General features: G+C 73.9%; 24 protein-coding genes. 9 read left to right on the top strand and 15 right to left on the bottom strand.

The annotated features are described in order from the left end of the window. Positions 1–158: 158 nt before the first annotated feature. Complete coding sequence (locus ACN6LM_RS27600) at positions 159–791, top strand: TetR/AcrR family transcriptional regulator (RefSeq protein ID WP_445068090.1); 633 nt, start codon at positions 159–161, stop codon at positions 789–791. Between the two features lie 4 nt (positions 792–795). Here the strand turns inward: ACN6LM_RS27600 and ACN6LM_RS27595 are convergent, their stop codons facing one another. After that, positions 796–1,716: an SGNH/GDSL hydrolase family protein gene (locus ACN6LM_RS27595; RefSeq protein WP_445068089.1), complete on the bottom strand. Its 921-nt coding sequence runs from the start codon at positions 1,714–1,716 to the stop codon at positions 796–798. 305 nt (positions 1,717–2,021) lie between these two features. Between ACN6LM_RS27595 and ACN6LM_RS27590 the strand changes: the two genes are divergently transcribed. Beyond that, a complete protein-coding gene (locus ACN6LM_RS27590; RefSeq protein ID WP_445068088.1) occupies positions 2,022–4,316 on the top strand; it encodes a glycoside hydrolase family 3 C-terminal domain-containing protein in 2,295 nt (764 codons plus the stop codon). 1 nt (position 4,317) lies between these two features. Then, positions 4,318–5,493, top strand: coding sequence for a serine hydrolase domain-containing protein (locus tag ACN6LM_RS27585; RefSeq protein ID WP_445068087.1), 1,176 nt, complete (start codon positions 4,318–4,320; stop codon positions 5,491–5,493). 59 nt (positions 5,494–5,552) lie between these two features. Here the strand turns inward: ACN6LM_RS27585 and ACN6LM_RS27580 are convergent, their stop codons facing one another. Together ACN6LM_RS27580 and ACN6LM_RS27575 are read right to left on the bottom strand one after the other, a co-directional pair. Then, a complete protein-coding gene (locus ACN6LM_RS27580; protein ID WP_445068086.1) occupies positions 5,553–6,140 on the bottom strand; it encodes a TetR/AcrR family transcriptional regulator in 588 nt (195 codons plus the stop codon). Positions 6,141–6,150: 10 nt separating this feature from the next. Further along, positions 6,151–7,446, bottom strand: a complete 1,296-nt coding sequence (locus ACN6LM_RS27575; protein WP_445068085.1) for a glycoside hydrolase family 1 protein — start codon at positions 7,444–7,446, stop codon at positions 6,151–6,153. 218 nt (positions 7,447–7,664) lie between these two features. Between ACN6LM_RS27575 and ACN6LM_RS27570 the strand changes: the two genes are divergently transcribed. Then, entirely contained in the window at positions 7,665–9,233 is a 1,569-nt protein-coding gene (locus ACN6LM_RS27570; RefSeq protein ID WP_445068084.1) for a family 20 glycosylhydrolase, read from the top strand. A gap of 125 nt (positions 9,234–9,358) precedes the next feature. Here ACN6LM_RS27570 and ACN6LM_RS27565 read toward each other — a convergent pair whose 3' ends face one another. After that, positions 9,359–10,033, bottom strand: a complete 675-nt coding sequence (locus ACN6LM_RS27565; protein WP_445068083.1) for an ArsR/SmtB family transcription factor — start codon at positions 10,031–10,033, stop codon at positions 9,359–9,361. A 65-nt stretch (positions 10,034–10,098) separates the two neighbouring features. Here ACN6LM_RS27565 and ACN6LM_RS27560 point away from each other — a divergent pair, with 65 nt between their 5' ends. Beyond that, entirely contained in the window at positions 10,099–11,679 is a 1,581-nt protein-coding gene (locus tag ACN6LM_RS27560; protein ID WP_445068082.1) for an isocitrate lyase/phosphoenolpyruvate mutase family protein, read from the top strand. Here ACN6LM_RS27560 and ACN6LM_RS27555 read toward each other — a convergent pair. The 8 genes from ACN6LM_RS27555 to ACN6LM_RS27520 form a co-directional block, all read right to left on the bottom strand. Then, positions 11,641–12,237 (bottom strand): hypothetical protein, encoded by a 597-nt coding sequence (locus ACN6LM_RS27555; RefSeq protein ID WP_445068081.1) that lies wholly within the window; start codon positions 12,235–12,237, stop codon positions 11,641–11,643. The genes ACN6LM_RS27560 and ACN6LM_RS27555 overlap by 39 nt on opposite strands. Positions 12,238–12,250: 13 nt before the next feature. Next, entirely contained in the window at positions 12,251–13,414 is a 1,164-nt protein-coding gene (locus ACN6LM_RS27550) for an ROK family glucokinase (RefSeq protein ID WP_361028827.1), read from the bottom strand. 111 nt (positions 13,415–13,525) lie between these two features. Then, complete coding sequence (locus ACN6LM_RS27545; RefSeq protein WP_445068080.1) at positions 13,526–14,356, bottom strand: ATP-binding cassette domain-containing protein; 831 nt, start codon at positions 14,354–14,356, stop codon at positions 13,526–13,528. Then, a complete protein-coding gene (locus tag ACN6LM_RS27540) occupies positions 14,353–15,399 on the bottom strand; it encodes an ABC transporter permease (protein ID WP_445068079.1) in 1,047 nt (348 codons plus the stop codon). The genes ACN6LM_RS27545 and ACN6LM_RS27540 overlap by 4 nt, the downstream gene beginning before the upstream one ends. Next, the gene (locus tag ACN6LM_RS27535; RefSeq protein WP_445068078.1) at positions 15,396–16,409 is read right to left on the bottom strand and encodes a sugar ABC transporter substrate-binding protein; all 1,014 of its coding nucleotides are present in this window, start codon (positions 16,407–16,409) and stop codon (positions 15,396–15,398) included. Before ACN6LM_RS27535 ends, ACN6LM_RS27540 begins: the two co-directional genes overlap by 4 nt. 141 nt (positions 16,410–16,550) lie before the next feature. After that, on the bottom strand, positions 16,551–17,726 hold the full coding sequence (locus ACN6LM_RS27530) for a cytochrome P450 family protein (RefSeq protein ID WP_445068077.1): 1,176 nt from the start codon (positions 17,724–17,726) through the stop codon (positions 16,551–16,553). A 142-nt stretch (positions 17,727–17,868) separates the two neighbouring features. Next, positions 17,869–18,546 (bottom strand): response regulator, encoded by a 678-nt coding sequence (locus tag ACN6LM_RS27525; RefSeq protein WP_445068076.1) that lies wholly within the window; start codon positions 18,544–18,546, stop codon positions 17,869–17,871. Beyond that, on the bottom strand, positions 18,543–19,763 hold the full coding sequence (locus ACN6LM_RS27520) for a sensor histidine kinase (protein WP_445068075.1): 1,221 nt from the start codon (positions 19,761–19,763) through the stop codon (positions 18,543–18,545). The genes ACN6LM_RS27525 and ACN6LM_RS27520 overlap by 4 nt, the downstream gene beginning before the upstream one ends. A gap of 146 nt (positions 19,764–19,909) precedes the next feature. On the opposite strand from ACN6LM_RS27520, the gene ACN6LM_RS27515 reads away from it, so the two are divergent. Further along, complete coding sequence (locus ACN6LM_RS27515) at positions 19,910–20,113, top strand: hypothetical protein (RefSeq protein WP_425809739.1); 204 nt, start codon at positions 19,910–19,912, stop codon at positions 20,111–20,113. Between the two features lie 5 nt (positions 20,114–20,118). Here the strand turns inward: ACN6LM_RS27515 and ACN6LM_RS27510 are convergent, their stop codons facing one another. Beyond that, entirely contained in the window at positions 20,119–21,048 is a 930-nt protein-coding gene (locus tag ACN6LM_RS27510) for a DMT family transporter (protein ID WP_445068074.1), read from the bottom strand. A 211-nt stretch (positions 21,049–21,259) separates the two neighbouring features. Here ACN6LM_RS27510 and ACN6LM_RS27505 point away from each other — a divergent pair, with 211 nt between their 5' ends. Both ACN6LM_RS27505 and ACN6LM_RS27500 read left to right on the top strand, forming a co-directional pair. Continuing rightward, entirely contained in the window at positions 21,260–22,006 is a 747-nt protein-coding gene (locus ACN6LM_RS27505; protein WP_445068073.1) for an SDR family oxidoreductase, read from the top strand. A gap of 84 nt (positions 22,007–22,090) precedes the next feature. Beyond that, complete coding sequence (locus ACN6LM_RS27500; RefSeq protein WP_445068072.1) at positions 22,091–22,921, top strand: aldo/keto reductase; 831 nt, start codon at positions 22,091–22,093, stop codon at positions 22,919–22,921. A gap of 33 nt (positions 22,922–22,954) precedes the next feature. Here ACN6LM_RS27500 and alc read toward each other — a convergent pair whose 3' ends face one another. Together alc and allB are read right to left on the bottom strand one after the other, a co-directional pair. Then, entirely contained in the window at positions 22,955–24,070 is a 1,116-nt protein-coding gene (alc, locus tag ACN6LM_RS27495) for an allantoicase (protein WP_445068071.1), read from the bottom strand. After that, positions 24,067–25,416, bottom strand: a complete 1,350-nt coding sequence (gene allB / locus ACN6LM_RS27490) for an allantoinase AllB (RefSeq protein ID WP_445068070.1) — start codon at positions 25,414–25,416, stop codon at positions 24,067–24,069. Before allB ends, alc begins: the two co-directional genes overlap by 4 nt. A gap of 314 nt (positions 25,417–25,730) precedes the next feature. Between allB and ACN6LM_RS27485 the strand changes: the two genes are divergently transcribed. Further along, on the top strand, positions 25,731–26,531 hold the full coding sequence (locus ACN6LM_RS27485) for an IclR family transcriptional regulator (RefSeq protein ID WP_445068069.1): 801 nt from the start codon (positions 25,731–25,733) through the stop codon (positions 26,529–26,531). Positions 26,532–26,588 lie beyond the last annotated feature (57 nt).

Below are 26,588 nucleotides of genomic sequence, written 5' to 3'. Positions count from 1 at the left end.
GCTCCGTCTGGAGAGCCGGGGGCGCCGCCCCGGCGAAGATTGCCGGTGAGCCTACCCACGGAATTAACCAGTTGGTAGGTTTTTGCTCGGTGGAATTGACCAGCCGGTAAGTTCCGCAGGGCACCCCCGAGGACCGACCGCGGCAGGAGACGACCGACGTGACCCACCCCGCGCCCGAGGCGCCCCGGCGGCTGTCGAAGGGGGAGCGCACCCGCGCCCGCGTCCTGGACTCCGCGACCGAGCTGTTCGCCCGCTCGGGCTTTCTCGCGGTCTCGCTGCGCGACATCGCCGCCCACGCCGGACTCACCCACGCCGGGGTGCTGCACCACTTCCCCGGCAAGGAGGCGCTGCTCCTGGACGTGCTGAGCCGCCGGGACGAGCTGGACGGGCGCCGCCTCTTCCCCGGCGTGCTCGCCCCGGAGGAACCGGAACCGGGGCCCGCGAAGCGGCTGCGGCTGCTGCTGGACGTGGTCACCCGCAACGCCGGGACGCCGGGGCTGGTCGCGCTGTACGCGAAGCTGTCGGCGGAGGCGTCCGATCCGGAGCACCCCGCCCACCTCTACTTCGTACGGCGCTACCAGGTCCTGCGCCGCGAGACGACCGGCCTGCTGGCGGAGCTGTTCGCGGCGGCCGATGTCCGGGAGGATCCGGCGGCCGTGGCCCAGCAGTTGCTGGCCCTGCTGGACGGGCTCCAGACGCAGTGGCTGCTGGAGCCGGACGCGGTCGACATGGCGGAGCAGGTCCGCGCCTTCCTCCGCCGCTACGGCGTCGTGGCGGAGGAAGGCGGCTGAGGCGTCAGTGACCGAGGGCGGCGAGAACGGCATCGGCCGCGCTCCTGTGTCCGGAGGCGTTCGGGTGGAAGCCGGCGCCCTCGGCCGAGTCGGCCGGCTCGATCCAGCGCACCCCCGCGGCCTGGCAGGCGTCATGCCCGACGGACGGGCCGTAGGTGTCGACGTAACCGGCGGCGTGCGCCCCGGCCCGCTGCGCCATCATCGCGTCGAGCTGCTTCTCCTTGTCCCGGACCCAGCCGAAGTCGCCTTCGGCGAGCGGGATCACGGCCCGGCAGGAGCTGCCGTCGTCCGGCAGCAGCGACGGGTAGCCGACGAGCAGGACCCGGGCCTGCGGCGAGCGGGTGTGGATCGCGTCGAGCACCGCGTCGAGCTTCGGTGCGGTGGCGTTGATGCGGGAGCCGATCTCGTCCGTGCCGAACAGGGTGAAGCTGCTCTTGCAGGGCGAGCCGTGCGGCGCGAGGTAGCCGACCAGGACGCACCGGGTGATGACCCCGGCCAGGTCGAGATCGTTGCCGCCGACCCCGAGGGTGACCAGGGTCGTGTCGGGGCGCAGCGCGTCGAGCTGGGGCGCCACGGCGTCCTGCGGTCCGGCCATGTGCGTGGTGTCGGCCCCGGCGCAGGTGACGTCGGTGAACGACGCGGCGCCCACCGCCGCCGCCACGAGCGAGGGGTAGTTGCGGTCCGATCGGCCGCAGACGGTGTCGGTCTGCTCGGGGATTCCGAGCCCGGAGCTGTAGGAGTCGCCGAGCGCCACGTAACGGACGGGCTCGCCGGACGCGGCAGCCGCCGGGGCGGCGGCGCCGGGGGCCGCGGCGGCCGCCAGCAGTGCGACGGCTGCCGCGGCGGCGAGGGCCAGGCGCGGGGAGCGGGCCGGGTGGCCCGCCTCTCGGAGCGCGGGGGTGGTCGACCGACCGGATACCGACATGACCGTTCCTCGATTCATGGGAGAGCGGAGCCGACGGGGCGGACGGCAGCAGCAGGGAGCTCATCGGAGCGGACCGCCCGAGCTCGAAAACCGTACGGTGATCGGTTTCTGGCCGTCAAGAGCCGCGTCCGAAATGAAATCCGGCTGATCGAGGGGGTCCCGGACGCCGCGCGCGGGGACCCTTGACACCAAAAACCGATCACCATACGTTTTTGGGTCGCATGCCGTCTTGCCCCGATTCGCTCCACCGGACGGCCCCCGCCCCGGCCCCCCGCCCCCTTCACGGAAGCCCGACAGGTACTCGTATGACTCAGCGATCCGCACCCCGCCCCTCCCCCGTCACCGGCCTCCCGCTCGCCGAGAAGGCCGCCCTGACCAGCGGTTCCGGGGACTTCGTCAGCGAGGGGTCCGAGGCGGCGGGGCTGCCCGCCGTCCGGATGTCCGACGGCCCGCACGGGCTGCGGCTGCCCCGGGAGAGCGGCGACGGCGGCCAGCTCGACCTGCACAGCGCGGCGCCCGCGACCTGTTTCCCGCCCGCCGTCGCCCTGGGCAGCAGCTGGAATCCGGAGCTGGCCGAGGAGGTCGCCGCCGCCATCGCCGCCGAGGCCGTGGCGCACGGCGTCCACGTGGTGCTCGGTCCGGGCGTCAACATCAAGCGGTCGCCGCTGTGCGGCCGCAACTTCGAGTACTTCTCGGAGGACCCGCTGGTCTCCTCGGAGCTGGGCGGAGCCATGGTGCGCGGGCTGCAGAACGCCGGGGTCGGGGCGTCGCTCAAGCACTACGCGGCCAACAACCAGGAGACCGACCGGATGCGGGTCAGCGCCGACATCGACGAGCGCCCGCTGCGCGAGATCTATCTGCGCGCCTTCGAACGCGTCGTCCGCCGCGACCGCCCCTGGTCCGTCATGGCGTCCTACAACGGCCTCAACGGCGTGCCCGTGGCACAGCACACCCGCCTGCTCACCGAGATCCTGCGCGACGAGTGGGACTTCGACGGCGTCGTCGTCTCCGACTGGGGCGCGGTACGCGACCGGGTCGCCTCCCTCCGCGCCGGCCTCGACCTCCAGATGCCGGGCCCCGGCGGGCACACGGACCGCGAAGTGGCCGCCGCCGTGGAGTCCGGCGCGCTGGACGAGGCGGTGCTCGACCGGACCGTCGAACGGCTCGCCCTGTTCGCCGGCCGCGCGACGGGCGGCGCGGGGAAGCCCGGGGCATTCGACGCGGACGCCTCGCACCGCGTCGCCGGGCGGGCCGCCGACCAGTGCGTGGTGCTCCTGAAGAACGACGGCGCGCTGCTGCCGCTGGACCCGGCGCGCGGCAGCGTGGCGGTCATCGGCGAGTTCGCCCGTACGCCGCGCTTCCAGGGCGCGGGCAGCTCACAGGTGACGCCCACCCGGCTCGACGTCCCGCTGGACAGCCTGCGCGAGCTGGCCACGGGTGCGCAGGTGCGGTTCGCCGCCGGGTACGCGCTGCCCGGCGCTGCGGACAGGCCGGCGGACGCCGGACTCGCCGACGAGGCGGTGCGGCTGGCGGAGGCGTCCGACACGGCGGTGCTGTTCCTGGGGCTGCCGGCGGAGGAGGAGTCCGAGGGCTTCGACCGCGACCACCTGGACCTGCCCGCCGCCCAGACCGAGCTGCTGCGGCGGGTCCTGGACGTCAGTCCGCGCGTGGTCGTGGTGCTGTCCAACGGCGGCGTCGTCCGCACCTCGCCCTGGCAGGACCGGGTCCCGGCCCTCGTGGAGGGGTGGCTGCTCGGCCAGGCGGGCGGCGGCGCGCTCGCCCGCGTCCTGTTCGGCGCGGTCAACCCGTCCGGAAAGCTGACGGAGACCGTCCCGCTGCGGCTCGAGGACTCCCCGAGCCACCTCTCGTTCCCCGGCGAGGAGGGCAGGGCCCGGTACGGCGAGGGGATCTTCGTCGGCTACCGGGGATACGACGCCCAGCGCCGCGAGGTCGCCTTCCCCTTCGGCCACGGCCTGTCGTACACGACGTTCGGCTACGAGGACCTGGCCGTACGTGAGGACGGGGACGGCTTCCACGTCACGCTGACCGTCACCAACACCGGCACGGTCGCCGGGCGCGAGGTCGTGCAGCTCTACGTGGGCGGGCCGGGCGGCTCACGCGTGCTGCGGCCCGTGCGCGAACTGCGGGGCTTCGCCTCGGTGTTCCTGGAGCCGGGTGCGAGCGCCGAGGTGGCCGTGCGCGTGGCGCGGCACGATCTGGCGTACTTCAGCGAGCGGGAGGGCGGCTGGAAGGTCGAGGCCGGCCGCTACCGCTTCGAGGCCGGTGCGTCCTCGCGCGACATCCGCGCCCGCGTGGAGACCGATGTGGAGGGCGACCCCTCGGGGCTGCGGCTGACCGGGCGCAACACCCTCGCCGAGTGGTTCGAGCACCCGGTGGGCGGCCCGCTGCTGAGGGAGGCGTTCGCGAAGTCCCGTACGGACGCCTCCTCGGGGGCGCTCGCCGATCCCGTGATGCGGCGGTTCCTCGCCGGGGTGCCGCTCGACGTGATCGCCGAGTTCCCGCAGAGCCCGCTGTCCCCCGAGAGCCTGCCCGCCCTGGCCGACGAGGTGGCGGCGCGCGGGGAACAGCGGGAGGGCTGAGATGCTCACCGGCCGGGTGGCGCCGGGCTGGGAGCCCGTCCGTGACGCCTTCGTACGCGGCTGCGCCGATGACCCCGGCGCGGCGCAGCTGGCCGTCCACCACCACGGGCGCCCGGTGGTGGACCTCGCCGCAGGTCCGCCCGGCTTCGGGACGGACTCGGTCGGCGTGCTGATGTCGGTCACCAAGGGCCTCGTCGCGGTCTGCGCCCACCTGCTGAGCCAGCGGGGCGCCCTGGACCTCGACGCGCCCGTCGCCCGCCACTGGCCGGAGTTCGCCGCCGCCGGGAAGGCCGGCACGACGGTGGCCGACCTCCTCACGCACCGGGCGGGGCTGCCGGCGTTCTCGGCCGACCCGGCGGGGTGCGGGCTGCCCGGACTGCTCGACCGGGATGCCCGGGTGGACGCCCTGGCGGCGATGCGCCCGGTGTGGGAGCCGGGCACGGCGTGCCTGTACCACGCGCTGACGTACGGACACCTGGTCGGTGAGGTGGTGCGCCGGGTGTCCGGGCGGAGCGTCGGCGCGTTCTTCGCGGCCGAGGTGGCGGGCCCGCTGGGCCTCGACCTGTGGATCGGGCTGCCGTCCGACGAGGAGCACCGGTTCGCCCCGCAGTTCTCCGTACGCCCCGATCCCTCGCCGGAGCAGGTCGCCGGCTTCCTCGCCGGGCTGGGGCTCTCCCCGGACGCGCCGCTGTCCCGGGCGCTGCGGGCGTCGCAGGCGGAACTGGCGGCGGCGGTCCGGGGGCTGGCGACCCGCGAGGGCCGTGCGGCCGAGCTGCCCGGCGCCGGCGGGATCGGCAACGCCCGGTCGCTGTCCCGGCTGTACGCGGCGCTCATCGGCCCGGTGGACGGGGTGCGCCTGCTGTCCCCGGCGACGCTGGAACGGGCGGTCGCCCCGCGCGACGACGTGCCGCCGCCACCACCGCTCGACGGCGGCGACCCGGCGGGCCGCTCCCGCTTCGGGCTCGGCTTCGAGCTCCCCCGGAAGGGTCTGCCGATGCTGGGCGCCGGCTCGTTCGGGCACGCGGGGGCGGGCGGGCGGCTCGGGATGGCCGACCCCGGGAGCGGTCTCGCCGTGGGGTACGTGTGCACGGCGATGGCCTGGGAGCCCGCCGCCGGACCCGATCCGCGCTGGACGGACTGGACGGAGGCGGTGACCGCGACGGCGGCGGCGCTCTGACCGGTACGCGACGTGCCAGGGAGGGGCGGCGCCCGTGCGCGCCGCCCCTCCCTCGTCGTTCAGGCCCCTTCGGGCGCCGTACGCGGGTCGAGGACGGCGAGCAGATCCTCGATGGGCTGTTCCATGTCCGTCGAGCGGTCGATCAGCCATTGCAGCTGGATGCCGTCGGCCACGGCGACCAGGAGCACCGCCAGCCGCTCCGGGGGGATCGCGGAGCTGATCCGCCCCTCCGCGACCCCGTCCCGGACGAAGTCCGCAACGCGTTCGCGCACCACGGGATAGCGCTCGGCGAAGTGGGCGTGGGCGGGGTGGGCCGGGTCGCTGGCGGCGGCGGCCATCGAGACGAACAGCTCGACGAGGCCGGGTGTCTTCGCGCCCTCCCGGATGATCTCGCGGTAGCCGTACGGATCGGTGCGCTCCACCTGCCGGGCCCGCGCGGTCTCGTCACGCATCCGGAGGACCTGGGTGAGCAGGTCCTCCTTGGAGTCGAAGTAGTGCATCAGACCGGGCAGGCTGAGGCTGCACTTCGCCGCCACCTTCCGCAGGGAGGTACCCCGGTACCCCTCGGCGGCGAAGATCTCCAGTGCCGCGTGCAGGATCTCGCTGCGCTTGGCCTCGCCCTTCTCGTACGGGCCCCGTTTCGCCATGCCGGCCACCCTAACGCGAGGACGGCGTGGTCACCGACCCGAGCGGGGCTCCGGCGGGCAGCCGGCGGTCCCGGGACAGGCCGCCCAGCCAGCGCGCCGACTCCTTGGGCGTCCGGGCGAAGGTGTCGCGGTCGACCGCGATCAGCCCGAACGTCGGCCGGTAGCTCCCCCACTCGTAGTTGTCGAGGGCGCTCCAGTGCAGATAGCCGCGTACGTCGACGCCCTCGGCCATCGCCTCCGCGAGGCTCGCCAGAGCGCGGGCGGTGTAGGCGATACGGCGCTCGTCGTCGTCGGTGGCGATGCCGTTCTCGGTGACCAGGACCGGCACGTCCGGGCCGACGACCTCCGCCGTGTGCCGCACCGCTTCCCCGAGCGCCTCGGGGTAGAACTCCCATCCGGTGAGCGTCAGTTCGGAGCCCGGGGACGGGGGAAGGGGGCCGTCGGGGCCGATGCGGTGGCGGGTGTACGCCTGGACGCCGATCCAGTCGTCCTCGCGGGCGGCCTCCAGGAAGACGTCCTCGCGGGGCCACGCGTAGGCGGTGGCGGCGGACTCGCCGCCCGGCTCTCCCTGGTAGACCTGGTTGGCCACGGTCCAGCCGACCCGGACGCCCGGCACCGTGTCCTTCAGCGCGGCGGTGGCGGCCCGGTGGGCGCGGATCAGGGCCCGGATCACCTCGGGGTCCGGGGCGAGGGAGGCCGGATCGACGGCGGCGGCCCCGGCCTCGCGGGCGGCGTTCGCCCCGTGCGCGACGCTTTCCCAGCCGTGCTCGGCCGCGTGGCCCTTCAGGGCGTACATCATGGCCACGATGTTGGGCTCGTTGATGGTGGCCACATGGCTGACGCCCTCGCGCAGGATGCCGGCGCAGGTGCGCGCGTAGGCCGCGAACAGTTCGTCCGCGCCGGGGGCCGTCCAGCCGCCGAGGTCGCTGAACCACCGGGGCGAGGTGAAGTGGTGGAGGGTCACGACCGGCGTGAGGCCGCGTTCCAGCGCGCCGCGCACCATGGCCCGGTAGTGCTCGACGGCGGCGCGCGAGACCCGGCCGCGCTCCGGTTCCACCCGCGCCCACTCGATGCTGAAGCGGTAGGAGTCGAAGCCGAGTCCGCGCAGCAGGTCCATGTCCTCGGGCCACCGGTGGAAGCTGTCGGCCGCGTCCCCGCTGGGCTCCCGGACGAAGCTCCCGGGGCGGTTCTCCAGGCTCCACCAGTCGCTGGAGACGTTGTTGCCCTCGACCTGGTGGGCCGAGGTCGACGCCCCCATGAGGAAGCCTTCCGGCAGGGCGAAACCGGGTCCGGCCTCGTGCACCATCGGGTTCTCCTTTCGCCCGGAGGCGGGCCGTTCGCCCCCTCCGCAAAAAGCGTTCATTGATCGGTTTTCGTGTTAGCGTACAGGTGGCAGCGGTACGGGAGAAGAGGCGGCCGGTCCGGCCCCGCCCCGGCACCGAATGCCCGGGGGGCCGGACCGCCGGAACCTGACACCGCCGTTCCGGTCCCCCGGCCCACCGGTCCCACCTCAGGGAGAAGCCCGTGAACGCCGTCATTCCGCATGCCGACGCCCGACCGTCCTCCCCCGCCGGCGCACTGCCCGCCGCCGGCTCCTGGCGGGTACGGGCGGCCGACCCGGCGCTGACGGAGGTCGCCGCGACCGTGCGGGCGCTGCTCGCGCCGCACCTGCCGGACGCGCCCGGCGCAGCGCCCGGCGAACTGGTCCTGGGCCTGGACGAGGTGGTGTCCGCACCGCCTCTCGGGCTCGCCCCCGGCGGAGCCGCGGACCCGGTCGACGAGGGGTACCGGCTCCGCGTGGACGCCGACGGCATCACGTGCCGCGGCCGCACACCGGCGGGGGTGTTCCGGGGCGCGACCACGGCCCTCCAGCTCATCGCCACCGCCCGCGTCACCGGTGGACTCCCCTTCCAGGAGCTGACGGACGCCCCGCGCTACGCCTGGCGCGGCCTCATGGTCGACCCGGCCCGCAGCTTCCTCACCCCGGACGAGGTGCGCCGGATCATCGACCTCGCCGCGCTCTACAAGCTCAACGTCCTGCACCTGCACCTCACCGACAACGAGGGCTGGCGCGTCGAACTGCCCGGCATGCCCGAACTGACGCCACGGGGCTCGGAGTTCTACACGGCGTCCGAATTCCGCGCGCTCCAGGAGTACGCGGCCAGGCGGTTCGTCACCGTCGTCCCCGAGATCGACCTGCCGGGCCACAGCGCCACGTTCCGGGCCGCCGTGCCCGGACTCCCCCCGGCCCCCGCCCCGGCCGGTCTCGCGGACCGCTTCCCGTTCGTGCCCCCGCTCGACCTGACCGACGGGGCGACCCGCACCGCCGTCGCCCGTGTCCTCACCGAGCTCTGCGCGCTGACGACCGGCCCGTACGTGCACATCGGCGCCGACGAGGCGTTCGGCGCGACCCCGGAGAGCTTCGACGCCTCCGTACGCGTACTGCGCGCGCTCGTCCGCGAGCTGGGCAAGCGCCCGGTGGCCTGGCAGGAGTCCTCACGGGCCGGGGCCGGCCCCGAGGACATCGCGCAGTACTGGGTGGACGTGGAGATGATGGACCTCCCGGACACGGCGGAAGGGCTGGCCGCCCGGCCCGAACTCGTGGCCGCCGGGCGGACCGTGGAGATCATCGCGGCGCTGAAGAGGTTCTTCGCCCCCACCGACGACGACCTCCGCCGCACCGTCGAGGGCGGCGGGCGCGTGCTGCTCTCCCCGCAGTCCCACCTCTACCTGGACCGCCCGTACGCGCCGGAGTTCGCCCCGCCCGGGCAGTCCGCCGAGGCCGCCCGGCTCGGCTTCGACGCATACCGCCCGCTGGGCGTCCGGCACACGGCGGCCTGGGACCCGGGCGCCTACGCGGTGCCGGACGCGAACGTCGCGGGCGTGGAGGCCACGGTGTTCGCCGAGAAGTTCAGGGGTTTCGAGGACGTCTCCGTCCTCCTGCTGCCCAGGCTGGCCTCGGTCGCGGAGGCCGCGTGGTGCGGGCGCGCGCCGGAATGGGCCGAGTACCGCGAGCGCCTGGCCCACCACGCCCGCGTCTGGACCGAGCGGGGCCTGCCCTATTTCGCCTCCACGGAGGTGGACTGGCGCTGAGGGCCGCTCACGCCTCCGCAGAGGTGGGCCGGCGCTGAGGGCCGCTCACGCCTCCACGGAGGTGGACCGGCGCTGAGGGCCGCTCACGCCTCCGCGAACGTGGACCGGCGCTGAGCACCGCCCCCTCACGCCTCCACCCCGAGCAGTTCGCCGACCGCCGTGGTCCCCTCCGGCGTCACCTTCACCGCGCGCCCCGAGCCGACGCGCCGCACCCACCCGCGTTCCAGGGCCGCCGTGCACAGCGCCTCGCCCAGGGCGCCGGCGAGGTGGGAGCGGCGTTCGGTCCAGTCCAGACAGGTACGGACGAGGGGGCGCCGGGACCCGGCGGGCTGCCGGTAGTCCAGGGTGTCGGCCAGCCAGTCCCGGCCCGCCGGGGTGACGGCGATTCCGGAGCCGGTGTCGACCAGGCCGCGCGCGCTCATCGCGTCCGCCAGGGCCACCCCGAGCCGGCCGGCCAGGTGGTCGTAGCAGGTGCGCGCCCGGGCCTCGGCGTCCTGGCGGACCGAGGCGCGCAGGGTGCGCGGGCGGGGCGTGCCGGGGGCGTACCCGGCGAGCGCCTCGGTCAGCGCGGCCGCCTCCGGGCCCGCGAGCCGGACATAGCGGTGCCGGCCCTGGCGCTCCTCGGCCAGCAGGCCGCCGGCCACGAGACGGGAGATCTGCTCGCTGGCGGTGGACGCGCTGACACCCGCGTGCCGGGCCAGCTCACCGGACGTCCAGGCCCGCCCGTCGAGCAGCGCCTCGCAGAAGGCGGCGCGGGTGCGGTCGGCGAAGAGAGCGGCAGTGGCGGCGAGAGAGGACATGGGTCCATGGTGGCGCAGAGACGGTTCGGCGGGGCCCGAAGTGTTCCGGGTCTACGGTCCGAGTCATGAGTCACACGACGACACACGAGTTCCGCCGGTACGCGGAGATCCGAGCCGCCCTCGCCGACCCCGCGCTCGTCCCTCCGGCGCCGGGCCCCCTCGACGGGGCGCCCGGCGCGAGCGTCGCCTGGCTGCGGGCCGCCGTGGCGAGGTTCGCCTCCGGTGAGCCGCACCGGCGGCGGCGGGCGCTGGTGGAGGCCGAGCTCGCCCGCCTGTCCCCGGCCGATCTGCACCGGGCGGCCTCGGCGGCGCACGGGGAGGGTGATCTGCGGACGCGCGTGGTGAGCAGCCTGGCCGCCGCGCTGGACATGCCGGAGCCGGGGCGGATCGCCCGGGAGACGGCGGTGGTGGCGGACGCGTACTTCGGCGAGGACGGCGGGGCCGAGGCCGACCTGGCCGTCGCCCGGCTGGTCGCGCTGCTCGCGCCGGGCCCGGCGGACGAGACCCGCCTGGAGGCCGTCGCCAACCGCATCGGGCTGCTGGCCCAGGCATGCGCCGCGACCGCCACGCTGGTGGAGGCCGTCGCGGCGGCCGGGGCCGGGGTACCCACGGCCCGGGTGCTGCGGACCGATCCGCCGGTCCGGGTCATGCGCCGGACCGCCGCGCGCGCCACCCGGGTCGCCGGACGGGAGATCGCCGAGGGCGACGAGGTCCTGCTCGATCCGGCGTGCGCCCAGCAGGAGCACCCCGTGCCGCTCACCTTCGGCGCGCCGCCCCGGGTCTGCCCCGGCAGGGCGCACGCCCTCGCGCTGGCCGAGGGGCTGCTCGGGCGGCCGATGACCCCGTTCGCGCGCCTCCACCACCGGGGAAGGGCCCTGCTGCTGCCCAACGCCTGGGACCACGCGTCGGCCGCCGCGCTGGCGGCCGAGGGGTTCGAGGCGGTGGGGACCACCAGCCTGGGCGTGGCGGCGGGGCTCGGTCTGCCGGACGGGGCGGCCGCGACCGGGGAGGCGACCGTGGACCTGGCCCGGCGGCTCGGGCGGGGGTCGTTCCTGTTCAGCGTGGATGCCGAAGGGGGGTTCAGCGACGATCCGGCGGAGGTCGCCGAGTTCGCGCGCCGGCTGTACGGGGCGGGGGCGGCGGGGATCAATCTGGAGGACGGGCGGGCCGACGGCACCCTGGCACCGGTGGAGCTGCACGCCGCGAAGATCGCCGCCGTGAAGGAAGCGGTTCCCGAGCTGTTCGTCAACGCCCGCACGGACACGTACTGGCTGGGGGCCGAGCAGGAGCGGACCGCCGGCCGTCTCGCCGTCTACGAGCAGGCCGGTGCGGACGGGGTCTTCGTGCCGGGCCTTTCGGACCGGGCGGGGATCGCCGCCCTGACCGCCGTCCTCGTGACCCCGCTGAACGTGCTGTACAGCCCGGCCGGGCCCGGCATCGACGAGCTGAGCGCCCTGGGGGTCCGCCGGGTCAGCCTCGGCTCGCTGCTCTACCGGGAGGCGCTGGCCGGGGCCGTGTCCACGGCGGCCGCGATCCGGGACGGCGGCCCGGTGCGGGGCGGAGCGCTCTCGTACGCCGACGTGCAGGCGCTGGCACCGGGCGACGGGTCAGGGGGTCGCGGCGGAGACGACGTAGACGACCGGTGACATCGGGTCCGTCATGTCCACGGTGATGTCCTGGGTGGGGCGCGGGTCCTCGTTGGTGTGGGTGGTGCCCGCCCAGGTAGCGCCGTCACCGAAGTTCCAGCCGGCGATCTCGGTGTCGCGCTCGCCGACCGTGACCTTGCCGAGCTCCAGGGCCGCGCGGCCGGTGCCGACGTCGTTCAGGAAGGCGTCCAGGCCGTTGGACGTCGTGCGGAACTGCACGTACATCCGGCTGGCCTTCCAGTTGTTCGTCTCGTAGTACTGGACCTCGGTCGCGTAACCGGGGACGGGGACCTCGAAGATGCGGCGCAGCATCCGGGAGGGCCAGCCGGGGCGCAGTCCCTGCGCGGCGGCCTCGGCGGCCTTGTCCTGGCCGGAGCGGCGGCTCTGGCCCGCCGAGATCAGCAGGTATCCGGCGGGGACGCCGATGAGCAGCACGATGATCGTCGCCGTGATCAGGCGCCGGCGGATCAGCTGGCGGCGGGTCTCGGAGGGCGGCCCGTCGCCCTCGTCCGGCGGCGGCGACTGGCGCGGCACGACGGGGTGCTCGGCTGCGGTCATGGGTGTGGGGCCCCTAGGAAGTGCGGGTGTTGCGGTTGCTGCGGAGGGTGCTCGCCGCCTGGTCGTAGATCTGCGCGTACCGCTCGTACCGCTCGACGCGGCGGCGGTTGGTGCGGCGGAAGCGCCGCGCGACCAGCCGGGCGAGGTCCGCCGCACCGACCATACCGGCCTCCGGGCCGAGCTGCGCCTTGGTGATCCGGGCCTCGGGGCGGTAGCCGCGGCCGGTGAGCTGGCGCTTGAAGGCGTCCCGGGCCGGGCCGATGAGCAGGTCGTCGGCGGCGCTGACCCCGCCGCCGATGACGAAGCAGGAGGGGTCGAGCGCGGCGGCGAGATTGGCGATGCCGACGCCGAGCCACTGACCGATGTCCTGGAGGAGCTCGACGCACATCGCGTCGCCCTCGCGGGCCAGTTCGGTGATGAGCGGTCCGGTGATGTCCGGGACGTTGCCCTTGACGCGCTCAATGATCCCGTGGGCCACCGGCGAGTCGGCGGCGGCCAGCTCGCGGGCCTCGCGGACCAGCGCGTTCCCGGAGCTGTACTGCTCCCAGCAGCCGCGGTTGCCGCACGGGCAGCGGTGGCCGCCGGGCACGACCTGCATGTGGCCGAACTCACCGGCGACGCCGTACTTGCCGCGCTTGACCTGGCCGTCCTCCAGGATCGCGCCGCCGATGCCGGTGCCGAGGGTGATCATGACGAGGTGGTCCTCGCCGCGCCCCGCGCCGAAGCGCCACTCGGCCCAGGCGGCGGTGTTGGCGTCGTTGTCCACCATGACGGGGACGACGAGCCGAGAGGCGAGGGCGTCCCGCAGGGGCTCGTCGCGCCAGGCCAGGTGCGGGGCGAAGAGGACCTTGGAGCGGTCGGCGTCGACCCAGCCGGCCGCGCCGATGCCCACCGCGTGCACGTCGTGCCGGTCGGAGAGGTCGAGGACGAGCTCCACGATGGTGTCCTCGACGACCTTGGGGCTCTTGGACTTGTCCGGGGTCTCGGTGCGCACGGTCTCCAGGATCGTGCCGTCGGCGTCCACGACACCGGCCATGACCTTGGTGCCGCCGATGTCGATGCCGACGGTGGGGACCCGGGGCGCCGTGAGGTGCGAGCGCCTTTCCCGGGTGCCCACGGTCCGCAGGACGGTCGCGCGGGCGGAGCCGCGGTGTGCGAAGTCGCGGTACGTGCTCATCGTCCCTGACAGGTCTGGGGTAACCGGGTCAGGAGTGATCCCGGTGGCGGACGGCGCCCGTCTGCCCCGATTCTGCCACCCCGGGGGCGGCGGGGACGCCGGGCGCCTTCGCTACACCGCGTCTCCGGAGGTGCGCTCCAGCTCGTGGCTCAGCTCCTCCAGCTCGCTGCCGCCCGCCATCTGCCGGGTCAGTTCGTCCAGCGTGACGCTCTCCTTGGTGTGGCTGCCGGCCATGGCACCCCGCTTCAGGAGGACGAACCGGTCGCCGACGAGGTACGCGTGGTGCGGGTTGTGCGTGATGAGGACCACGCCGAGACCGGCGTCCCGGGCGGCCGCGATGTACTTCAGGACGACCCCGGACTGCTTCACGCCGAGCGCGGCCGTCGGCTCGTCCAGGACGAGGACCTTCGCGCCGAAGTGGACGGCGCGCGCGATGGCCACGCACTGCCGCTCGCCGCCGGACAGGGTGCCGATGGGCTGGTCCACGTCGCGCAGGTCGATGCCCATGCGGAGCAGCGCCGAGCGGGTCGTCTCGCGCATCAGCTTCACGTCGAGGCGCTTGAAGGGGCCGGCGCCGGTGGTCGGCTCGGAGCCCAGGAAGAAGTTGCGCCAGACCGGCATCAGGGGGACGACCGCGAGGTCCTGGTAGACGGTGGCGATGCCCCGGTCCAGGGCGTCGCGCGGGTTGGCGAGGGTGGTCTCCTCGCCGTCCACCAGGAACCGCCCGGCGTCGTGCCGGTGCAGCCCCGCGATGATCTTGATGAGGGTGGACTTGCCGGCGCCGTTGTCACCGAGCACACAGGAGATCTCGCCCGCGTGCACCTCCAGGGAGACGCCTTCCAGCGCCTTGATGTTGCCGTAGTACTTGGCCACGTCGTCCAGTTCGACGAGGGCCTGCCGGCCGGTTTCCTCGGGCCCCTCCGGGGCCTTGGGGGCCGTCATGTCGTCGCCTCCGCGCGCTTGCGTACCCATGCGTTGAGCAGGGTGGCCAGGAGCAGCATCGCCCCCAGGAAGAACTTGAACCAGTCCGGGTTCCACTCCGCGTACACGATGCCCTTGCTGGTCATGCCGAAGATCAGGGCACCGACCGCCGAGCCGATGGCGGAGCCGTAACCGCCGGTGATCAGGCAGCCGCCGATGACGGCCGCGATGATGTAGATCAACTCGTTTCCGACGCCCTCGCCGGACTGCACGACGTCGTAACTGAACAGCAGGTGCTGCCCGGAGACCCAGGCGGCGAAGGCGACGCCGAGGTAGAGCCCGATCTTGGTACGGATGACCGGGACGCCGACCGCGCGGGCCGCGTCGGCGCCGCCGCCGACGGCGAAGATCCAGTTGCCGAAGCGGGTGCGGAGCAGGATCCAGGTGGCGACGGCCACCAGTCCGGCCCACCACAGGAGCGTCACCTTGAGCTCGACGCCGCCGACGGTCCAGTACGAGGCGAAGAGCTTGCGGGCGGAGGGGAAGCCCTCCATGTCGCCGATGCCCTTCGTGGAGACGGTGCCGCTGATCAGCTTGGTCAGGCCCAGGTTGAGCCCGGTCAGCATCAGGAACGTGCCCAGCGTGATGATGAAGCTGGGCAGTTTCGTACGGGTCAGCATGAAGCCGTTGAACGCGCCGAAGGCGAGCGTGACCAGCAACGACACGAGGACGCCGACCCAGACGTTGGCCGTCATCTGGTAGCTGAACATCGAGGAGACCAGCGCGGAGCTGGTGACCATCACACCGGCCGACAGGTCGAACTCGCCGCCGATCATCAGAAGCGCGACCGGAGCCGCCATGATCCCGATGGTGGAGGCCGCGTACAGCACCGTGCCGAAGCTGGTGACGCGCAGGAAGCTGTCGGCGACGACCGCGAAGAAGAGGAAGACGGCGAGCGCGCCGACGACCGAGCCCAGCTCCGGGCGGCCGAGGAGCCTGCGCAGCGGTGAGGTGCGCAGCAGCCGTTCGTCGACGACGGCGGACGATCCGGGTCCGGCGGTCATCGGGTGCCCCGGTCGGCGTACTCGGCGAGCTGGGCGGCGTCCTTCGAGGTGATGATCTGCGGGCCGGTGAGGACCGGGCGGCCGCCGCCGAGGACGTTGCGGTTGTAGCGGTAGAGCCAGAGCAGGTCGACGGCCTCGTAGCCCTGGAGGTAGGGCTGCTGGTCGACGGCGAAGCCGAGGGTCCCGGCCTTCAGCGCGGCGGCGACCGCGGCGTTCAGGTCGAAGGTGTCGACCTCGGCCTTGCTGCCGGCGGTCTTCTTCGCCTTGACGGCGGCGTCCGCGAAGGGCGCGCCGAGCGTGACGACCGCGTCGATGTCCTTGTCGGACTGGAGCTTCGCCTCGATGGACGCCTGGACGTCGGGCATGTTGGTGCCCTCCACGTACAGGTTCTGCATCTGGCCGTCGAAGGTCTTCTTCGCGCCGGCGCAGCGCTGCTCGTGGCCCACGTTGCCCTGCTCGTGCAGGATGCAGAGGGCCTTCTTGCGGCCGCGCTTGTTCAGCTCGTCGCCGACGGCCTCACCGGCGATGGACTCGTCCTGGCCGATGTGGGTGAGCGCGCCGTACGCCTTGGACTCGGCGGAGCCCGAGTTCACCGTGATCACGGGGATGCCGGCGCGGACGGCCTTGGCGACGACGTCCTTCAGGGCGTCGGGCTTGGCCAGCGTGACGATCAGCCCGTCGACCTTCTTGTCGATGGCCGCCTGCACCAGCTGGGCCTGCTGCTGGCCCTCGTCGTTCTTCGAGTACAGGAAGTTGATGTTGTCCTTCTTGGCCGCCATCTCGGCGCCCTTCTGGACGATGTCCCAGAAGGTGTCGCCGTCGCCCGAGTGGGTGACCATGGCGAACGTCCAGCGGGGCGTGTTCACCGCGGCCCGGCCTTCGGCCGCGGCCTTGGCCGCACGCTCCTCCGCCCGCTTGCCGCCGGTGCTGCTGCATCCCATGAGGGACACCCCCAGCACCGCCGCAAGCACGGCGCCCATCGCACGTACCCCTGTCCGAACCCTTGCCACGACGCCGTGCCCTTCTTGTGCTGCTCGCTGTGCTGCTGCCGGTGGAGCCGGGGCCCTGTGGTCCCGGCCCGGCTGGGCAAGTATCCCCGAGCCCGCGCCGCCGCAACCCGGAGGGGCACGAAGAGGACGGCGGCGCGTCGCTCACCAGCGCACCGGCAGGCGGCGCACCCCCCGGATCAGCGTCCCGGGCAGCCAGTCGAACGGGGCGGCCTCGGGGTCGGCCGCCAGGCCGGGGCAGCGTTCGAGGAGGGCACGGATCGCGATGCGGCCCTCCATCCGGGCCAGCGGGGCGCCCATGCAGAAGTGGATGCCGTGACCGAAGGCGAGGTGGCCGCGGGTGTCACGGCGGATGTCGAAGCGGTCGGGCTCGGGGTAGCGGGCGGGGTCGCGGTCGGAGCCCGCGAGCGAGACGAGGACCGCGTCGCCGGCCCCGATGGTCCGGGAACCGACCTCGACCGGCTCCCGGGCGAACCGGAGGGTGGCCGTCTCGACGGGGCCGTCGTAGCGCAGCATCTCCTCGACCGCGCCGTCGAGCAGCGAGAGGTCGGCGCGGAGCGCGGCGAGCTGGTCGGGGTGGGCGAGAAGGGCGCGTACACCGTTGGAGATGAGGTTGACCGTCGTCTCGTGGCCGGCGACGAGCAGCAGGAAGGCCATGCCGACCAGCTCGTCGGGCGACAGCGCGTCGTCGTCCTCGTGACGGGCGGCGATCAGGGCGCTGAGCAGGTCGTCGCCGGGTGAGCGGCGCTTCTCCTCGATCAGCTCCGTGAGGTAGCCGCCCATGGCGCGCACCGCCTCGCCCTCCTCCACCGCGTCCGCGGGGGCGACGACGCCGTTGGACAGCTTGCGGAAGGCGGACCGGTCCAGGTCGGGGACGCCGAGCAGTTCGCAGATCACGGTCATGGGGAGCGGGAAGGCGAGCGCGTCCACGAGGTCGGCACGGCCTTCGGGGACCATCAGGTCGAGGAGTTCACCGGTGATCTCCTCGACCCGGGGGCGCAGCGCCTCGATCCGGCGGGCGGTGAACTCGCGGGCGACGAGCTTGCGCAGCCGGGTGTGGTCGGGCGGGTCCGTCTCCAGCATGTTGGCGTTGATCGGGTCGCCGCCGGTCTCGCCGGGCAGCGCCCGCCAGTCCTTGCCGAAGCGCTGGTCGGCCAGGACGGCCCGGCCCTCGTCGTGGCCGACGACGAGCCAGATGCTGTCGAACTCGTCGGTGCGGACGAGGTGGACGGGTCCGGCCGCGCGCATCCGCTCGTAGTAGGGGTACGGATCCGCGGTGAAGTCGGCCAACCCGCTGAGATCCACATCGACTTCGGTCATGGGCCCGCCCTCCCGGTCGTGTCGTCCCCGCTCCGAGGACCGGCCCGTTCAGCGTATGCCGGGATGCCTGCCGGGAACGAGGGGCTTCAGGCCGGATTCGATCCGCTCCAGAGCCTGTTCCGCGGAGATCCCCTGGGCAGCTTCAGTCGTCGAGCAGACCGGCGTCGTGGACGAGCAGGGCGATCTGGACGCGGTTGTTGAAGCCGAACTTGGCGAGAATGCGGGAGACCTGGGTCTTCACCGTGGCGACGCTGAGGTAGAGCGTCGCGGCGATCTCCGCGTTGGACCGGCCTTGTCCCACGGCGACGGCCACCTCGCGCTCCCGGTCCGCGAGGAGCGCGATCCGCTCGCGCGCCCGGGCGGCCCGGTCGACGCGTTCCTCCTGCCCGGTGCCCGCCGCCCGGGCCATGAGCTGCCGGGTGACGGCGGGTGAGAGGACCGGGTCACCGGCCGCGACCCGGCGCACCGACTCCACGATGCGGGCGGGCGGGGTGTCCTTGAGGACGAAGCCGGCGGCCCCGGCGCGGATGGCGCGGAGCACCTGCTCGTCGGCGTGGAAGGTGGTCAGGACGACGATCTCCGGGGCGTCGGGCCGGGCGCGCAGCGCTTCGGTGGCGGTCAGGCCGTCCATGACCGGCATCCGGATGTCCATCAGGACCACGTCGGGCCGCAGCCGGTCGACCAGCTCCGCGGCCTCGCTGCCGTCGGCGCCCTCGCCCACGATGTCGATGTCGTCGGCGCCGCCCAGCATCAGGGTCAGCCCGGCCCGGACGAGCGGGTCGTCGTCGATGATCAGGAGCCGGACAGGCGCGTCGGTCATGACGCCCACGGTAGCCAGGCCCGCACCGCGAAACCGCCGCCGGGGGTGGGCCCGTGGTCGAGGCGGCCTCCGGCGAGGGTGGCCCGTTCGGTGAGGCCGATGAGCCCCTGGCCGGAGCCGGGTACCGGGGTGAAGGGTTCGGTGGGGGCCGGGTTGCGCACGTCCACGGTGATGCCCTGCCCGGGTCCGCCGGTGACGGCGACGGTGACCTCGGTGCCGGGGGCGTGTTTGCGGGCGTTGGTCAGCGCCTCCTGGGCGATGCGGTAGACGGTGCGCCCGGAGGCGGCGGGCACGGCGCCGGGGTCGGCGAGGCGGTTGTCCAGGGCGACCTTCATGCCCGCCTCCCGGGACTCGGTGACGAGGGCGTCGAGCGTGGCGAGGGTCGGCTGCGGGCGGTTGCCGTCGGGGTCGCCGTCCCGGGGGCCGCGGAGTACGCCGATGATCTCGCGGAGGTCCTGGAGCGCCTCGTGGGAGCTGTCCCGGATGACCCCGGCGGCGCGGGCGACCTCGGCCGGGGGCGCGTCGGGCCGGAATTCCAAGGCCCCGGCGTGGACGCTGAGGAGGGTCAGCCGGTGGGCGAGCACGTCGTGCATCTCCCGGGCGATCTCCTCGCGGGCGAGCCGCTGGGCCTGTTCGGCGCGGAGGGCGGCCTCGGTCTCGGCGCGCACGGCGCGTTCCCGGAGGGAGACGACGAGCTGGCGCCGGGAGCGCACGATCATGCCCCAGCTGAGGACGAGCAGGATCAGCAGGAGCCCGATGACGGTGGACGCCAGGAACGACGTGTCCGGGTCGGGGCGCACGTACGGCTGTACGGGGGCGGCGGCCAGCGCCCCCAGGCCGACGAGGGCGACCGGGCGGAAGGGCCGGTGGACGGCCAGGCTGAACAGCGCGACGAGCAGGGCGCCCGCCGCGACCGGTTCGACGGTGGCCAGCAGGGTCAGGACGACGGCGAGCGCGACCGGCCAGCGGCGCCGGAACCACAGGGCGCAGCAGGCGGCGGCACCGACGAGCGAATCGACCAGCACGACGGCGTCCGGGGTGGTGGGGTCGGCCGCGATCGCGGCGAGCGTCGCCAGGCCGATACCGGCCGCGCAGAGGAACGCGGTGAGGTCGACGGCCCAGTCCCGCACGGTACGGCGGGACCGGCCGCGGTCACCCGGCAGCTCGGGTCCGGCCATCGCCGAGGGCAGCAGCCAGGGGTACTCCGTACGCGTCATGTCGACAAAGCTACGCATGTGGGCGGTGGGTTCCGGGTGTCCGGCCCCCGGGAGCGACGAAAGTCGCGGAGTCGGGGACTTTCGGACCCGGCGGGCAGCCCACCGGCCGACGCGGCGGCGCCGCCCGGGCGGCCAGGCTCGGGGCCATGAAGAAATTCTGCGAGACGGCCGGCTTCCTGGTCTTCGTCCAGGGGGTCGCCGGTCTGCTCCATGTGTGGTTCGACTGGTTCCGCTTCTTCAACCTGGTGCAGCGGCTGCCGTTCGCCGCCGAGTACCCGCTCTTCGTGTCGATCGTGCTGGTGGTGGCGGGGGTGGCCGTCATGGTCGCGGCGGACGCGATCAAGGAGTGAGCCGGTCAGGGCGCGCCCTGGTCCGCGCTGCGCCGTCCCCAGGCCGTTCCGGCCAGCACCAGCACGGCGCCCGCCGCCCCGGCGATGCCCAGGCGCTCGCCGCCGATCGCGATGCCGGCGGCGGCGGCCCACAGCGGTTCCGTTCCGAGCAGCAGGCTGACCCGGGACGGCGAGGTGCGGCGTACGGACCACATCTGCACGAAGAACGCGAAGAGCGTGCAGAACACCGAGAGGAAGAGCAGCCCGCCCCACTCCCGGGCCCCGAACCCGGCGGCGACCGTCCAGGGTGCCGCCCCGGTCCCCGGCGCCGCGGCCAGCAGGGCGAAGACGGCGACGGCGCTGCCGAGCTGCACGGTCGTCAGGGACAGCGCGTCCGCGCCGTCCACCGACTTGATGCGGGCCATGAGCAGGACGTGCAGGGTCCGGGCCAGGGCGGCGGCCAGCATGAGCAGGTCGCCGGCCGAGGGGCTGGTGAACCCGCCGCCCTGGGTGAGCAGCACCACCCCGGCCACCGATAGCCCGGCGGCGGCGAGGAAGGATCCCGTCGGCCGGGTCCGGGTGACGGCGGCCTCCGCGAGCGGGGTGAAGATCATGGTGAGGCTGATGATGAGCCCGGCGTTGGTCGCCGAGGTGTGCACGATGCCGTACGTCTCCACCAGGAAGATCCCGCTGAGCACGAGGCCCAGCAGCCCGGCGCCCCGCCACTGCGCCGCGCTCAGCGTGCGCAGCCTGCGCCATCCGGTGACCGCTAGGACGGGCAGCACCACGGCGAACCGCAGCACGAGCACGGCGACGACGGTCCCCGGGGTGGTGATGCCCTTGGCGGCGAGATAGCTGGAGCCCCAGACCACCGCGACCAGCAGGACGGGCAGATCGGTGAGCCAGGCCCGGCGCGGCGGGGCGAGCAGGGGGGCGGGGACGGCGGCGGAGGACAACGGGGCTCCTGCTCTCTCCACAGGGACGACGTGGAGACGACACCGGCTCGCACTGGGGGACGATCACGCTACCGGGCGCCGGCCTGCGATGGCGAGCCCCCGGGCGGACGCCGGCCGCCTCGTGGTCGGCGTCCGTTTCCCGCCGGTGCCCGGGGCGCCGAACGACTTTCCTGGATCCCGTCAGCACAACCGGCGACGGACAGGAACCACGATGAACACCACCCCGAACACCCCCCGCACCGCGCTCGTCACCGGCGGCAGCCGGGGCATCGGCGCCGCGACCGCCCTGCGGCTCGCCCGGGACGGCGCCGACGTGGCGCTGACGTACGTAAAGGACGAGGGCGCCGCCAAGGAGGTCGTCGCCGCGATCGAGGCGACCGGCCGCCGCGCGGTCGCGCTCCGGGCCGACTCGGCCGACCCGGAGGCCGCCGCCTCGGCGGTGCACCGGGCGGCGGAGGAGCTCGGGCGGCTGGACATCCTGGTGAACAACGCCGGGATCGGCGTCCTCGGCCCCATCGGCACCCTGACGCCCGCCGACGTGGACCGGGTCCTCGCCGTGAACGTCCGGGCGGTGTTCCTCGCCTGCCGGGCGGCGGCCGAGGTGATGGAGCGCGGGGGCAGGATCATCTCCCTCGGTACGGCCCTGAGCCGGCACGCGGGCGGCCCCGGCGGGACGCTCTACGCGATGAGCAAGTCCGCGCTCTCCGGCCTGACCAAGCCGCTGGCCCGCGAACTGGGCCCGCGCGGCATCACGGTCAACCTGGTCCAGCCGGGCGCCGTGGACACCGACATGAACCCCGCCGACGGCCCCTTCGCCGACGGCCAGCGCGCGGCCAACGCACTGGACCGGTTCGGCACGGCGGAGGAGATCGCCGCGCTGATCTCGTACCTCGCGGGCGCGGAGGCCGCGTTCGTCACCGGGGCCGAGCTGGTCGTGGACGGCGGTCACGCCGCCTGACGCCGCCCTGCCGCCCGCCGCCTCCCCGCCTACGCTGGGCGGGGAGGCATCCCCCGTAACGGCAGGCGACGAGAAGGGACGATCATGTCCGGAATCCCGGTGCACACCCTGAACGACGGCCGTACGATCCCGGCGGTCGGGCTCGGTACCTATCCGCTGGACGACGACGCGGCGGAGAAGGCCGTCTCCGGAGCCCTGGACCTCGGCTACCGGCTCGTGGACACCGCGCTGAACTACGGCAACGAGACCGGGACCGGGCGCGGCATCGTCCGCAGCGGAGTGCCGCGCGAGGAGGTCTTCGTCACGACCAAGGTGCCCGGCCGGCACCACGGCTACGAGAAGACGCTCGCCTCGTTCGAGGAGTCCCGGAGCAATCTCGGCCTGGACTACGTGGACCTCTATCTCATCCACTGGCCGCTGCCCAGGGTGGGGCTCTACGTGGACACCTGGCGGGCGCTGGTCAAACTGCGCGAGGAGGGGCTCGTCCGGTCGGTCGGGGTCTCCAACTTCACCGCCGAGAACCTGAGGCGGCTGGCGGAGGAGACGGGTGTGGTGCCCGCCGTGAACCAGGTCGAGCTGCACCCCCGGCTGCCCCAGGAGGAGCTGCGCGCAGTGCACGCGGCGATGGGGATCGTCACGCAGAGCTGGAGCCCGCTGGGGCGCGGCCGGGACCTGCTGGCCGACCCGGAGGTGGTGGCGGTCGCCGAGGCGCACGGCGTCACCCCGGGCCAGGCGGTGCTGCGCTGGCACACCCAGCTCGGGGCGGTCCCGGTCCCGAAGTCGGCCGATCCGGGGCGGCAGCGGGAGAATCTGGACCTGTTCGGGTTCGAGCTGACGCCCGAGGAGCTGGGGCGGATCTCGAACGGGCGGCGGGAGCGGTTCGGCGGGGACCCCGAGGAGCACGAGGAGTTCTGACTGCTCCCTCGCGCTCCTCGGAGTACGGCGCGTTCAGCCGCCGAGCTCCGCGTGGCGGGCGGCCAGCCGGGCCGCGCCGCGTTCGGTGAGCGAGCCGAAGAGGCGGAGCCGTGAGATGCCGCCGTCCGGGAAGATGTCGATCCGGACCTGGTCGGCGCGTACCGCCTCCGTCAGCACGAAGCGGTGGTCGGTGTCGGGCTGGAGCCGGGTCCGGGGCAGGAACTCGGTCCACTCGCCGGTCTCCGCGTCCCGGGCGGTGAGCCGGGCCCAGCCCGCCGCGTTCCCCTTCAGGCAGGCGGTGTCGATCCCGACGGCGCGGATGTCCGCCTCTTCCACCAGGTGGTAGTGGATCCAGTCGTTGCCCCGGTCGCGTCGGCGGCGGGTCTCCCAGCCGTCGTCCATCTTGTGGGAGCGGCCGGGCTGGATGGTGTGGGTGGCCGGGGAGTAGAAGCGGTCGGAGGCGTCCTCGACCCGGCCGCCGTTCTCCAGGGCGACGACGTCGAACGTGCCGAGCGCGGTCAGCCAGGCGGGGTCCGGGGCGACCTCGCCGTAGACCCGCAGACGGGCGACGCCGCCGTCCGGGTGCTGGTTGAGCCGCAGATGCGTGAAGCGGCGCTCCACGTCGACGGCGAACCCGTTGGCCGCGTGGCCGCCGACGGCGGTACGGGGGACGAGTGTCGTCCACTTCACGTCCGGGGCGAGCAGCTCCTCCGGCGAGGGCGAGCCGGGCAGCGAGACGGCCTCGACGGAGACGGCCTGCGGGTAGTTCCCGCGGAAGTGGGCGGTGTCCACGACCAGGCCGCGCACGATGCCGGGGGCGCCGAGCCGGATCAGCGCCCAGTCGTGGTCCTCGTCCTCCGGGTGCGGCCGCTCGGCGCTCGCACCGCGCCGGCGGCGGGTCTCCCAGCCGTCCATGATCTTGCCCTTGTGCCCGAAGCGTTCCGGGTCGAAGTGGGCGGGCTCCGGCTTGAGCAGGTTCTCGCGCTCCGCGAAGAACTCGTCGTTGGCGGCGATCACGCCGGCGCCGAGCCGCCGGTCGGCGAGGTCGACGAGGTGGGTGAAGGGGAGGTCCGCGGTGCGGTAGTCGGCGTACGGGTCGCCGCCCCCGTACGGGTTCGCGTCGCCGGTGAAGTGCGCTGTCGCCGTCATGCTCGGGAGTCCCTTGTCTGGAGGCGGCCGGTGGGTTCGGAGAGGACGCCGTCGGCGGCGATGCGCACGCCGCGCAGCCAGGTGGAGCGCACCACGCCGTGCAGGGTGCGGCCGGCGTACGCGGTGACCTGGTTGCGGTGGAAGAGCTCGGCCGCGTCGACGGTGAAGGTGGCGTCGGGCGCCAGGACCGCGAAGTCGGCGTCGCGGCCCGCCTCGATGGCGCCCTTGTGGCGCAGCCCGGCCAGGGCGGCGGGGGCGGCGGACATCCAGCGGGCGACGTCGTCCAGGGTGTGGCCGCGCCGGCGGGCCTCGGTCCAGATGGCGGGCAGGCCGAGCTGGAGGGAGGAGATCCCGCCCCAGGCGGAGGCGAAGTCCGGGGTCTTCAGGTCGGTGGTGCACGGCGAGTGGTCGGAGACGATGCAGTCGATGGTGCCGTCGGCGAGGCCCTGCCACAGCGCGTCCTGGTTGGCGGCCTCCCGGATCGGCGGGCAGCACTTGAACTCGGTGGCCCCGTCGGGGACCTCCTCGGCGGTGAGGGTGAGGAAGTGCGGGCAGGTCTCGACCGTGAGCCGGACCCCCTCGCGCCGGGCGGCGGCGATCAGCGGAAGTGCGTCGCTGGACGAGAGGTGCAGGACGTGGACGCGGGCGTTCAGCCGCCGGGCGTGGGCGATCAGGCCCTCGATGGCGGTGTTCTCGGCGTCGCGCGGCCGGGACGCCAGGAAGTCCGCGTAGGCCGGTCCGGCCTGCTGCGGCGCGGAGGCCAGGTGGTGGGGGTCCTCGGCGTGCACGATGAGCAGCCCGCCGAACCCGGTGATCTCGGCCATGGACCGGGCCAGCTGCTCCTGGTCCAGCTCGGGGAACTCCTCGACGCCGGACGGCGACAGGAAGCACTTGAAACCGAAGACCCCTGCCTCGTGGAGCGGGCGCAGGTCCTTGACGTTGGTGGGGATCGCGCCGCCCCAGAAGCCGGTGTCGACGTGCGCCTTGGGCGCGGCGACGCCCTGCTTGATCCGCAGGTTCTCGACGGTGGTGGTGGGCGGCAGCGAGTTGAGGGGCATGTCGAGCAGCGTGGTGATGCCGCCGGCCGCCGCCGCGCGGGTGGCGGTCCAGAAGCCCTCCCACTCGGTACGGCCGGGGTCGTTCACGTGGACGTGGGTGTCCACGAGGCCGGGCAGCAGGACGTCGTCCCCGAAGTCCTCGACGCGGGCATCGGCCGGCGCCCCGGTGTCGTACGGCAGAACGGCGTCGATGGTCCCGCCGGTGACGGCGACCGATGCGGGCCGCGTCCCCTCGGGGGTGACGACGCGCGTCGAGCGCAGTAGCAGCTTCACGTCCGGACCGGACACCGGTGCTCCTCACTTCGCACTTTCAACGAACTGTTGAAGGAGTCTTCACTCGGGAGCGCACCCCGTCAAGACCTCTCCCCCGCGCCCCGCCCGGTTCCGGAGTCATACTGGAGGTTTCCACGAAGTAAAAGGTCAATTTCGGAGTGTGGAACGTAGAATGGGCCAGGTGCCGCGCGGCCGGAGCACCGCACGGCCCGCGGACACCCGGACAAACGGGCGCTGACCGGCCCTGACGGCCCCCGTCGGCTGTGGGCGGGCCGGAAAGGGCCCGGTAGGCTGCTGCCTCGCTCCCCCGCTTCGAAAGGACCGTTGACGTGCCGCCGTCCCACGCCAGCACTTCCGACTCCAAGCCCGCCGGTTCCAGCGGTGGTGTGCAGTCCCTTGAGCGCGCCTTCGACCTGCTGGAGCGGATGGCCGACGCGGGGGGCGAGGTCGGCCTGAGCGAACTCTCCGCGAGCAGCGGACTTCCGCTGCCCACGATCCACCGCCTGATGCGCACGCTGGTCCTGTGCGGTTACGTACGTCAGCAGCCGAACCGGCGTTACGCGCTCGGCCCCCGCCTCATCCGCCTCGGCGAGTCCGCCGCACGGCTGCTCGGCACCTGGGCGCGCCCCTATCTGGCCCGGCTGGTCGAGGAGACCGGCGAGACGGCCAACATGGCGCTGCTCGACGGCGACGAGATCGTGTACGTGGCGCAGGTGCCGTCCAAGCACTCGATGCGCATGTTCACCGAGGTGGGCCGCCGGGTGCTGCCGCACTCCACGGGCGTCGGCAAGGCGCTGCTCGCGCACACCCCGCCGGACGAGGTGCGCGCCCTGCTCGCCCGCACCGGGATGCCCGCCGCCACCGAGAAGACGATCACCACGCCCGACGGCTTCCTGGAGGCGCTGGAGCAGGTGCGCCGGCTGGGCTACGCGGTGGACGACAACGAGCAGGAGATAGGGGTCCGCTGCCTGGCGGTCTCGGTGCCCGACTCCCCCACCTCCGCCGCCATCTCGATCTCCGGCCCGGCGGGCCGGGTCACCGAGGCGGCCACCGAGCGGATCGTGCCGATCCTCCAGCAGGCGGCCAAGGAGCTGTCGGACGCGCTGGCGAGCAGCGGCGCCGCGGGCTGAGAGGCCGTGGGGGGGGGGGGGGGGGGGGGGGGGGGGGGGGGGGGGGGGGGGGGGGGG

The sequence above is a fragment of the Streptomyces sp. SAS_281 genome (assembly GCF_052542855.1).
This window is presented reverse-complemented; position numbering and strand designations above follow the sequence as displayed.

Bases quoted from the DNA above. Each gene is read 5' to 3' on its own strand.
- ACN6LM_RS27595 (WP_445068089.1), bottom strand. From the start codon at position 1,716: ATGTCGGTATCCGGTCGGTCGACCACCCCCGCGCTCCGAGAGGCGGGC.
- ACN6LM_RS27590 (WP_445068088.1), top strand. From the start codon at position 2,022: ATGACTCAGCGATCCGCACCCCGCCCCTCCCCCGTCACCGGCCTCCCG.
- ACN6LM_RS27585 (WP_445068087.1), top strand. From the start codon at position 4,318: ATGCTCACCGGCCGGGTGGCGCCGGGCTGGGAGCCCGTCCGTGACGCC.
- ACN6LM_RS27580 (WP_445068086.1), bottom strand. From the start codon at position 6,140: ATGGCGAAACGGGGCCCGTACGAGAAGGGCGAGGCCAAGCGCAGCGAG.
- ACN6LM_RS27575 (WP_445068085.1), bottom strand. From the start codon at position 7,446: ATGGTGCACGAGGCCGGACCCGGTTTCGCCCTGCCGGAAGGCTTCCTC.
- ACN6LM_RS27565 (WP_445068083.1), bottom strand. From the start codon at position 10,033: ATGTCCTCTCTCGCCGCCACTGCCGCTCTCTTCGCCGACCGCACCCGC.
- ACN6LM_RS27560 (WP_445068082.1), top strand. From the start codon at position 10,099: ATGAGTCACACGACGACACACGAGTTCCGCCGGTACGCGGAGATCCGA.
- ACN6LM_RS27555 (WP_445068081.1), bottom strand. From the start codon at position 12,237: ATGACCGCAGCCGAGCACCCCGTCGTGCCGCGCCAGTCGCCGCCGCCG.
- ACN6LM_RS27550 (WP_361028827.1), bottom strand. From the start codon at position 13,414: ATGAGCACGTACCGCGACTTCGCACACCGCGGCTCCGCCCGCGCGACC.
- ACN6LM_RS27545 (WP_445068080.1), bottom strand. From the start codon at position 14,356: ATGACGGCCCCCAAGGCCCCGGAGGGGCCCGAGGAAACCGGCCGGCAG.
- ACN6LM_RS27540 (WP_445068079.1), bottom strand. From the start codon at position 15,399: ATGACCGCCGGACCCGGATCGTCCGCCGTCGTCGACGAACGGCTGCTG.
- ACN6LM_RS27530 (WP_445068077.1), bottom strand. From the start codon at position 17,726: ATGACCGAAGTCGATGTGGATCTCAGCGGGTTGGCCGACTTCACCGCG.
- ACN6LM_RS27525 (WP_445068076.1), bottom strand. From the start codon at position 18,546: ATGACCGACGCGCCTGTCCGGCTCCTGATCATCGACGACGACCCGCTC.
- ACN6LM_RS27520 (WP_445068075.1), bottom strand. From the start codon at position 19,763: ATGACGCGTACGGAGTACCCCTGGCTGCTGCCCTCGGCGATGGCCGGA.
- ACN6LM_RS27515 (WP_425809739.1), top strand. From the start codon at position 19,910: ATGAAGAAATTCTGCGAGACGGCCGGCTTCCTGGTCTTCGTCCAGGGG.
- ACN6LM_RS27505 (WP_445068073.1), top strand. From the start codon at position 21,260: ATGAACACCACCCCGAACACCCCCCGCACCGCGCTCGTCACCGGCGGC.
- ACN6LM_RS27500 (WP_445068072.1), top strand. From the start codon at position 22,091: ATGTCCGGAATCCCGGTGCACACCCTGAACGACGGCCGTACGATCCCG.
- alc (WP_445068071.1), bottom strand. From the start codon at position 24,070: ATGACGGCGACAGCGCACTTCACCGGCGACGCGAACCCGTACGGGGGC.